Below are 9407 nucleotides of genomic sequence, written 5' to 3' on the forward strand. Positions count from 1 at the left end.
ACGGATCCTAGCAACGCAAAATCATGCAGTTAGGCCTCATGAGAAAACTGTACACCTGAGATGACAAGCATTTTCAACCAAAACTGGCATGGAAAAACAGCATGATTACCTATTATTCAACAAAGCCCCTTCACCGGGGAAATAGCGTGACGATAACAATTAGATTGGCAGTGCGCGATTGGGACTATTTTACTCTACTTGCTTTGGGCGACATCAAACCAAAACACTTTACATTGATGATCGACCGTGTAGAGGCGTTGCCCCAAAATTTGGCCAACAGCCCGCATTACGATGCTGGTGAAATCTCTTTCAGCCGCTACGCGCGGAACCGCGCTGGTAACGATGAAAGTTTGCTGGCACTCCCGCATTTCTTGATGCGGGGGTTTCGCCAGCGCTGCATTTTAACCACCGAAGACAGCCCATTGAATGCGTTATCGCAGCTCGTGGGCAAACGTATCGGTGTAACTGGCTGGCATCACTCCGGCAGTGTCTGGACGCGCGCCATGCTGCGACGTGAAGGCATAGAGACGAAGGATGCCCATTGGTATGCCGGCCGCTTAACAGACGCACACCCGATCATGGACAGGCTGGGGAATTTTGGTCAACCGGGAAACATTGAGCCGGCCCCCGGCGAGCAGTCGCTGATATCGTTGCTGAAAAACGGCGAACTGGATGCTATATGCACCCCTTTTATGCCGGATGGGTATTTCAGTGAGACCTCAGGGCTACGTCAATTGCTGCGAGATTTTCGGCAGGCAGAATTGGATTACTTCCGGGCCGTGGGTTACATCCCGGGTATTCACGTTCTCGGCATGAAACCTGAGATAGCCCAAGCGCACCCTTGGCTGCCGCAAGCGTTAAGCGAAGTGATCGATCAATCCTACGCCCTGTGGATGAAAAAACGCATCAAATATACCGACACCACGCCGTGGCTACTGGACGATCTGCGCAGAACTGCGCGGGATTTACCCGCCAACTGGAATGAAAATGGCTTTGAGGTGAATAAAGTGATGATCGCTGATTTCGCCCGAGAACTGTATGAGCAAAAGATCACCGAGAAATGCTTAACCCCGGAAGCGTTGTTCCCCTATTCATGTCGGTAGCGGCATTGCACCTTAATGACGTGATGGATAACAGAGGTTGCTATGAAAGTTGCGTTGGGACAATTCGCGGTAGACAAAGAGTGGCAGAACAATGCCATCACTACGGTCTCACTCATGGAACAAGCCGAGCAGGCCGGTGCTGAACTTCTGGTACTGCCTGAAGGCATTCTGGCACGCGATATTACCAATCCCAAGCTGGTACTGACCGCAGCACAACCTCTTGATGGCCCGTTTATGACGCAGGTGCTTGCCGCCAGCCAAGGCAACGGCATGACCACCATGATGAACGTCCACGTTCCTAACGGCAGCGATAAAGTCTGGAACACGCTGGTTGTCGTTCGCAACGGCGAAATCATCGAGCAGTATCGCAAATTGCATCTGTACGATGCATTCGCCATGAAAGAATCTGATAACGTGATGCTTGGAGATGATGTCCCGGCGTTGGTCAACGTTGCCGGATTGAACGTGGGATTGATGACCTGCTATGACATCCGCTTTTCCGAGCTCGCGCGTCGTCTGGTACTGGATGGCGCCGATCTGCTGGTGCTGCCCGCCGCCTGGGTTAAAGGGCCGCTGAAAGAGACGCACTGGGAACTTCTGGTCCGCGCCCGCGCTTTGGAAAACACCACCTATGTGGTGGCGGTTGGCGAGTGCGGTGTGCGAAACATCGGTAACAGCATGGTGGTCGACCCGCTGGGCGTTGTGATAGTGCAGGCACCCGAAACGCCGGCGTTGGTCTATGCTGATATCGATCCTAAACGAACCGCCTATGCTCGCGATGTTTTACCGGCACTGGCTAACCGCCGCTTTGTTGCACCACGTTTGCCCCATGAAATACAAGGATAGTTTTCACCGCTAATACTGATTTTCTCACTATCACTGACATCTGCATTCCCCAAAAAGCAGAGGAGAGCACGGCATGACAATGAAAAGGCTTGGATATACCACGCTACTGATCGGTTCACTGTTTTCTGCAAATACCTTGGCTACCGCAATTCCAACCCAAACGCTAAACAAAAGCCTGCACGAACGTTTGCCGGAAGATATAAAAAAAACCGGCGTCTTAAACGCGGCCAATAACGGTTCCTTTCCGCCTTATAAAATCGTCAGCAACACTGATTCCATCGAAGGCGCTAGCGTTGATCTCGCTAACGCGTTGGGTGAACTGCTCGGTGTCAAAATTGAACATTTCACGGTGGGCGGATTACCCGGCATACTGAGTGGTATTCAATCTGGGCGCTACCAATTCGCAATCGGGCCCACTGGCGATTTCCCGCCGCGTCAGGCAAAAAACGATTTTGTGGATTTTGTCCGTGAATTCGTCGTCTTTGCGGTAAAAAGTGGAAACCCTGAAAAAATAAATACCCTGGACGATACCTGCGGCAAGCGCATCGCCGTATTGGCTGGAGGCTCTGCCGAGCAGGTGATCGTCAAACAATCGCAAGCCTGTACCGCTGCCGGAAAACCGGCCGTGACAGTCCAATCCTACACGGACCAACCGACCTCAATCCTCTCTGTGCGTTCCGATCGCGCAGATGCCTTCTTCTCCTCTCAGGCACCGCTGACCTACTTTGTGCAGCAAACCAATGGGCAGCTCGAACTGGCCGGTACGGGACAACACAATGGATTTGGCGACCTGTATCAGGGCTCGGTCTTTGAGAAAGACTCCCCGCTAACACCGGTTATTCTGGCTGCGTATCAGGAGCTGTTTGATAACGGCACCTATGCCGCCATCATGAAGAAATGGAACTTGTCAGACAATATGCTGCCTGCACCGGGCATCAATTTAGCCAAGTAATCGACGTTTCTTCGCAGAAACCACGCATTACACCGTCAATAACGTTGAGAGGCATTTTTTTGCCGTGGACAAATTGAGAGATGTTGCCAGAGCCCTGCCATCCAGCCGCTTTAGCCAGCGGCTTTCCTGGGGCTTCACACTGATTGTCGACTTTTATGTGCTTTGGTGCATCGGGACCAATAGGCACTTTGAATGGCATGTGGTTTATCAGTGGTTTAATGAAAAAACCGTGCTCAACGGGTTGGCGATGACGCTGGATCTGACCGTGGTGGCCATGATCATCGGCACTATATTGGGGTTATTACTGGCTATCGGACGCATGTCCAACAATCGGCTACTGAGCGGACTTTCCGGGTTTTATATCTGGTTTTTTCGCGGCACGCCGCTGCTGGTGCAACTGATTTTTTGGTACAACCTCGCCACACTCTTTCCCCGCGTCTCACTGGGCATTCCTTTTGGTCCGGAATGGATGAGTTGGAAGACCAACGATCTGATCACGCCGCTTACGGCCGCTATTGCCGGTCTGGCACTGAATGAAGCGGCCTATATGGCGGAAATCATTCGTGGCGGCCTGCTATCTGTCGATCACGGTCAGGTGGAAACCGCGCAGGCATTCGGCATGAGCCGTAGCCGTGCGTTACGCCGCATCATCATTACGCAGGCGATGCGCGCCATCGTTCCCCCTACCGGTAACCAGTTAATTAGCATGATCAAAGTGACGTCGCTGGTCAGCGTCATCGCGATGGGCGATCTGCTTTATTCGGTACAAGCCATTTATAACAGTACCTTTGCCGTAATCCCGATGTTGATGGTGGCGGTGATGTGGTATCTGTTTATTACCTCGCTGCTGAATATTGGGCAATCGGCCATCGAACGCTATTACTCCCGAGGTGAGAGGCTCCCGGCATCGGAAACCCGTCGATTGCCCCCGGCAAAAGCCAATGTGTCTGGCAAAGAGGAACCTCAATGAGCAAGCCGCATTGCACCGCGACAACATCCCGTGAGCAAACGCCGCTGGTACGCGCGCGCAACGTCCACAAATATTTTGGCGACAATCATGTGCTGCGCGGAATCGATCTGGATGTGAACAGCGGCGAAACCGTAGTGATTTTGGGGCCATCAGGTTCAGGAAAATCCACCTTCCTGCGCTGCATCAACCATCTGGAAACGATGGATGAAGGCTATATCATGATGGGCGATGAGCAGATCGGCTACCAGTTGCGCGGTGAGAAACTCTATCCCCTGTCAGCACGCGATATTGCCCGCCAACGTAGTCACATCGGCATGGTGTTCCAACAGTTCAACCTCTATCCCCATATGACCGTGTTGCAGAACATCATTGAAGCGCCGGTCGGTGTGCATAAGCAAGACCGCCAGGAAGCACAGACCTATGCTATGGCGTTGTTAAAACGCGTTGGGCTGGAACACAAAGCGGATGCCTATCCGCGCCACCTGTCCGGCGGGCAGCAGCAGCGCGTTGCCATTGCGCGTGCACTGGCTATTCGCCCGACGGTAATGCTGTTTGACGAACCCACCTCAGCACTCGATCCCGAACTGGTCGGCGAAGTGCTGGCAACGATGCGATCGCTGGCCGAGCAAGGCTTAACCATGATCGTCGTCACCCATGAGATCAGTTTTGCCCGCGAAGCCGCTGACCGGGTGATCTTTCTTGATGAAGGCGTAGTGGTTGAGCAAGGTCGCCCGGATGATGTACTGGTCACACCGCAACATCCGCGCACTCAGGCCTTCCTGAGCCGCTTTATCTAACGCCTGTCGTCCTCGGCGCAAGCCGGGGGCCTCAGGCAGAAAGAATGCGTTTCGCCTGCAAGAGATTCGCGCCTGCGCGGGAATGACAAAGAAAGGGCGGGAATGACATAGGAAAAGCGGGAGTGACATCGCGAAGGCCGAAATGACCGCTACTCCCCCCATTTTTTTCCTCTCGGAGGCAAAAAATGTGATTCATTGCACATGCTATTTCCCTCCGAGACCGTTCTGACCATATAATGCGCATCCGGGCGGTTCAACCGCTAACAACAACCGACACCACAGCCCTTCGGGCATCACACACTCAATAAAGATATGAAGATGAGTATTCGCGCGATCTTAACCACCCTTCTGGCCGCTGCTGCTTTCAGTCAATCAGCATTTGCCGTTGTTTATCCGCTGCCGCCGGCCAACAGCCGTCTGATCGGGGAAAACCTGGAAATTACCGTTCCAACCGACAGCACGCTGCCGTTGGAAGCCTTTGCTGCCCAATACCAAATGGGCCTGAGCAACCTGATGGAAGCGAACCCGAATGCGGATGTCTACCTGCCGCAACCGGGCAGCAAAATGGTTATTCCGCAGCAGTTGATCCTGCCAGATGCGCCGCGCGAAGGCATCGTTATCAACAGCGCCGAAATGCGCCTGTACTACTATCCGAAAGGCAGCAAAACCGTCATCGTGTTGCCTATCGGCATCGGTGAACTGGGTAAAGATACACCAGTCAACTGGACCACCAGCGTACAGCGTAAAAAAGCGGGTCCAACCTGGACGCCAACCGCCAAAATGCACGCTGAATATGCAGCACGCGGCGAGTATCTGCCAAAAGTCTATCCGGCAGGTCCGGATAACCCGATGGGGCTGTATGCGCTCTACATCGGCAATCTTTATGCGATTCACGGCACCAACGCCAACTTCGGTATCGGCCTGCGTGTGAGCCACGGTTGCGTGCGTCTGCGCGCTGACGACATCAAATTCCTGTTCAACAACGTGCCGGTTGGCACCCGTGTTCAGTTTATCAATGAGCCGGTAAAAGCCACCGTTGAGCCAGACGGTTCCCGCTACGTTGAAGTGCACGATCCGCTGTCTCGTACCGTAGAAGAGTTCCACTCCGACGCTCCGGCCCCGATCAGCATCACCGCCAAAGTCAGCAAAGTGATTGCTGACGCGAGCGTGAACACCAGCGATGTGGACAGCGCCATCAGAACGCGCTCCGGCATGCCAACCAAGATCAACGGTGCGCAGGAACCTGCGCAACCTTTAGAAATGCTGGCACCGCAAGTTGCCACTTCTGAACGCTAATACCTTCTGTCAGCCCGCACTCGCGGGCTGACTTATTTCCCCACCTTAAATCAGCGCCGCTTCCTTCAATTCACTTTTCAGATAGGCATAGTAAATCGGTGCAGCAATCACGCCCGGAATACCAAACGCCGCTTCAAACACCAACATCGCCAGCAAGATCTCCCACGCGTGCGCCTTGATTCGTGTGCCGACAATCTGCGCATTGAGGAAGTATTCCAGTTTGTGAATCAGCATCAGATAAACCAGCGCCGCCAGTGCCACCGGCAGAGAGATCGACAAACCAGAAATAAACACGATGGAGTTGGATATCAGGTTGCCAATTACCGGTATCAGGTTAAAGATGAAGGTCAGCACCACCAGCGTTTTGGCAAACGGCAGGTGCACGCCAAAACAGGGCAGTACTCCGAGAATAAAGACCGCAGAGAGGATGGTGTTAACCGAGGAGATTTTCACCTGGGCGAACACGATATTGCGAAAGGACATCGACAGCAGCGAAACGCGCCTCATCAGTTCCGATTTCAGCAGCGGTTTATCCGTATCTTCTTGCACGTTGTACAGCGACACGATTGCCCCCAACACCATACCGATCAACATGGTGACAAAACCGTGCAGAAAATCTTTACCCATGGTTTGCAGCATCACGATATGTTCCTGCACCCAGCGCATAAATTCGTGTTGCAGCTCTTCAACACTCACCGGCAAGTAACCCGGCAAATAGACCATGATGTGCCGTTGGACGTCATTGAGAATTAAGCCGATACGCGCATTGAAGGCCGAGGTGTCACGCATTTCCTGCATCACGATCCCGGTCAGGCTACCAAACAACAGGCTGAGCACACTCACCACCAGCGTACTGATGATCGCCACTACCACCCAGCGTGCGCGTTTCCCACTGATGATTTTTTGGAAATGGGGCGTCAGCAGATTGACGATTTCATACACCAAAAAACCGGCGACAAAACACGTTAACAGCCGTAGTGACAACAGCAGCAGCAATCCCCCAAACATAAAACCCAGGCTCAGCCATCTGGTCTGCTTTAAATTCAATAACTGCATGACGACATCCTGTATGCGTAATGATCGGACCTGCAAACGTACTTATGACACCAAGAATAGCACTCGGTTTATCGCACTATTCTCTGCACACAAGAAAAGACACATGATAAAAGTCGTACGAAACAAGCCCGGTAATGAATCTGCTTTTTCTCCGTCCTATTCTTAGCGTTTTTAGCATGAAAAACCAGAAAGGATTAGCGGGCGCGCAGGGTTATCCACCAGGAAAAACGTCGTTCTGCAATAATAGGGAGGGTGCGAGTCAGGGCGCTGAAAAAACGCTCATCGTCCTGTAAGGGAAAGACTCCGGAAATACGCAGTGCCGCCGCCTTGTCATCGAGGGAAAAGTAGCCGTTGCGGTAGCGCTCATATTCATGCATCAAGGCATCCAGCCGCATATTGTCCGCCAGCACCACGCCATCCAGCCAGCTTTGGCGAAAGCCTTCCACCGGTTGCGGAGGCTGACTCACCGCATCAGTAAAGGTAACTTGTTGCCCAGCGCTAACGCGCACAGACGCCTGCGATTGCTTCGTTGGGCGGAGCAATACCTCCCCCTGAAACACCGCCAGCGTACTTTCATCTGCATCGCAGCGCACATCAAACCGACAAGGGGAATTCAACGTCAGTACCCCCTGTGGCGTGGAAAACGTTAACGGGTAAGGCACTGCACTTTCCAGCAAGCACTCCCCTTTCAGCAGGCGCAGAGAAGCAATCTTTCCGTCCTAGTCATAGCGTGTGAGCGCTGAATCGGTGTTCAGGTTTAGCGTTAGCCCCTCTGCCAACGCCCAGCGTCGGTTTTCTCCCTTGGAGGTGCGATAGTCCGCAGCATAGGTTTCCCAAGGAACGCTATAAGCACCACCACCCAGCAGCGTCATCAACGCCAACAGTTTTAACAGGTGACGCCGCTCGGTCCCCTTACGGCTTAATACGCTGGACGCCACCGGGCTTTCGACGGAATGAAAACGGGTATGAATCTGCTCGACACGCTGCCACGCCTGCTGGTGCAACGGGTGGCTATTCAGCCATTGCTGCCAAGCGTGGCGCTCGTGTGCTGTGCAATCATCCGCGTAGAGAATGGCATACCATTCAGCGGCATCGTAGAACACGTCCTGGGGAATATCGTCAGATCGCATGGCCGGAATTAGCGCTCCTGACAGGTCAGGCAAGCGAACATAGCCTGTGCCATGTACTTTTTCACCATACGATCGGAGACACCAAGGCGATCGGCCACCTGCTGGTACGTCAGTCCATCAATGTGCACCCAAAGAAACGCCTGCCTGGCCTTGACAGACAGCGTACTGAGCATGCGATCTATCTCCAGCAGCGTATCATAATGATGGCATGCTGCTCCAAAGACGGCTCCGCCTCAAGCTGCTGTTCCGCCAGCACCTGCAAATAAGCATTTTCAATATCGCGCCGCCGCCAGAAATTCACCACCAGACCGTGGGCGACAGTGGTCAACCAAGCGCGGGGTTCACGCAGTTGGGTGGCCTGCTGCGTGCTGACCAGACGCACGAAGGTATCCTGCGCCAGATCGGCCGCCTGCTGCGAGCATCCCAAACGCCGACGCAGCCACTCCTGTAACCAGACATGGTGCTCGTGATAAATTCGCTGTACCGCCAGGGATTCGACGGGGTCAGCATAGGTAGCCGCGTGACCGTTCACGTTGTATCTCATTTAATGATAATGAAATGATTTTCATTATCATTAAATACAAAGTCAATCACTATCGCACAATGACTTTTGCAGAGGCCTTCCACTCACCGTCATCCTCGGCGCAGGCCGAGGATCTCTTGCAGGCGGAATCTGTTTTTCCTGTAGGAGATTCCCGCCTGCGCGGGAATGACGGGTGGTATGCGAGAATGGTGGTTAGAGGGTGCGAATAACAATAGTCCCAGCAGTTACCAGCGGTAGCTCAGATTAGCATTGAACACGCGGCCTTCACCGTAGTAACACCAATAGTCACACACGCTGACATATTCGCGGTTGCTGAGGTTGGTGGCATTAACCTGAAAGCGCCAATCTTTGGTGAAGTCATAGGCGATCATGGCATCCCACAGGGTATAGGCAGGGACTTTCAGATTGGGATTTTCCGTTTTATCGCCATATGAGCTGCCAACATAGCGCACCCCGGTCCCCACGGATAGGCCACTGAGCGCCCCCTGAAACGCATAATTTACCCAACCGGACGCTTGCTGTAATGGCTGCTCAGGGAAGCGCTTACCAATTTCCGCATCCTCACCCGACTTGGTAATCTCGACTTTGCCATAATTTGTACTAGCTCAGACCTGATCTGACAGTTACCGGTTATTTATACAGGTGTCTGTCAGATTAAATCTGGTTCAGATTTTTTTCTGCCCAGACCCGTTTACCATCAAGTAATGTTGCCA

The 9407-nt window shown here is 53.1% G+C and carries 12 protein-coding genes; 6 read left to right on the forward strand and 6 right to left on the reverse strand.

Annotated features, from left to right (window positions below):
* Positions 1–146: 146 nt before the first annotated feature.
* From ACTBDZ_RS12315 to ACTBDZ_RS12340, 6 genes are all read left to right on the forward strand, one after another.
* On the forward strand, positions 147–1103 hold the full coding sequence (locus tag ACTBDZ_RS12315; protein ID WP_438815520.1) for a nitrate ABC transporter substrate-binding protein: 957 nt from the start codon (positions 147–149) through the stop codon (positions 1101–1103).
* 42 nt (positions 1104–1145) lie between these two features.
* The gene (locus ACTBDZ_RS12320) at positions 1146–1949 is read left to right on the forward strand and encodes a deaminated glutathione amidase (protein ID WP_438815521.1); all 804 of its coding nucleotides are present in this window, start codon (positions 1146–1148) and stop codon (positions 1947–1949) included.
* A gap of 79 nt (positions 1950–2028) precedes the next feature.
* The gene (locus ACTBDZ_RS12325) at positions 2029–2901 is read left to right on the forward strand and encodes an ABC transporter substrate-binding protein (RefSeq protein ID WP_438815530.1); all 873 of its coding nucleotides are present in this window, start codon (positions 2029–2031) and stop codon (positions 2899–2901) included.
* 64 nt (positions 2902–2965) lie between these two features.
* Complete coding sequence (locus tag ACTBDZ_RS12330; RefSeq protein WP_438815522.1) at positions 2966–3871, forward strand: amino acid ABC transporter permease; 906 nt, start codon at positions 2966–2968, stop codon at positions 3869–3871.
* The gene (locus ACTBDZ_RS12335) at positions 3868–4668 is read left to right on the forward strand and encodes an amino acid ABC transporter ATP-binding protein (RefSeq protein ID WP_438815523.1); all 801 of its coding nucleotides are present in this window, start codon (positions 3868–3870) and stop codon (positions 4666–4668) included. Before ACTBDZ_RS12330 ends, ACTBDZ_RS12335 begins: the two co-directional genes overlap by 4 nt.
* 318 nt (positions 4669–4986) lie before the next feature.
* Complete coding sequence (locus ACTBDZ_RS12340; RefSeq protein WP_438815524.1) at positions 4987–5964, forward strand: L,D-transpeptidase family protein; 978 nt, start codon at positions 4987–4989, stop codon at positions 5962–5964.
* A gap of 45 nt (positions 5965–6009) precedes the next feature.
* Here ACTBDZ_RS12340 and ACTBDZ_RS12345 read toward each other — a convergent pair whose 3' ends face one another.
* From ACTBDZ_RS12345 to ACTBDZ_RS12370, 6 genes are all read right to left on the reverse strand, one after another.
* The gene (locus ACTBDZ_RS12345; protein WP_438815525.1) at positions 6010–7020 is read right to left on the reverse strand and encodes an AI-2E family transporter; all 1011 of its coding nucleotides are present in this window, start codon (positions 7018–7020) and stop codon (positions 6010–6012) included.
* Between the two features lie 194 nt (positions 7021–7214).
* A complete protein-coding gene (locus ACTBDZ_RS12350) occupies positions 7215–7697 on the reverse strand; it encodes a hypothetical protein (protein ID WP_438815526.1) in 483 nt (160 codons plus the stop codon).
* Positions 7698–7739: 42 nt separating this feature from the next.
* Complete coding sequence (locus ACTBDZ_RS12355; protein WP_438815527.1) at positions 7740–8150, reverse strand: DUF4880 domain-containing protein; 411 nt, start codon at positions 8148–8150, stop codon at positions 7740–7742.
* An 8-nt stretch (positions 8151–8158) separates the two neighbouring features.
* Entirely contained in the window at positions 8159–8323 is a 165-nt protein-coding gene (locus ACTBDZ_RS12360) for a sigma factor-like helix-turn-helix DNA-binding protein (protein ID WP_438815528.1), read from the reverse strand.
* 5 nt (positions 8324–8328) lie between these two features.
* Positions 8329–8682, reverse strand: a complete 354-nt coding sequence (locus ACTBDZ_RS12365) for a sigma factor (RefSeq protein ID WP_438815529.1) — start codon at positions 8680–8682, stop codon at positions 8329–8331.
* A 236-nt stretch (positions 8683–8918) separates the two neighbouring features.
* Positions 8919–9272 carry a TonB-dependent receptor domain-containing protein gene (locus tag ACTBDZ_RS12370; RefSeq protein WP_438815531.1) on the reverse strand — a complete coding sequence of 118 codons (354 nt, stop codon included), beginning with the start codon at positions 9270–9272 and terminating at the stop codon, positions 8919–8921.
* Positions 9273–9407: the final 135 nt, after the last annotated feature.

This window comes from Symbiopectobacterium sp. (genome assembly GCF_051710365.1).
Classification (GTDB): domain Bacteria; phylum Pseudomonadota; class Gammaproteobacteria; order Enterobacterales; family Enterobacteriaceae; genus Symbiopectobacterium.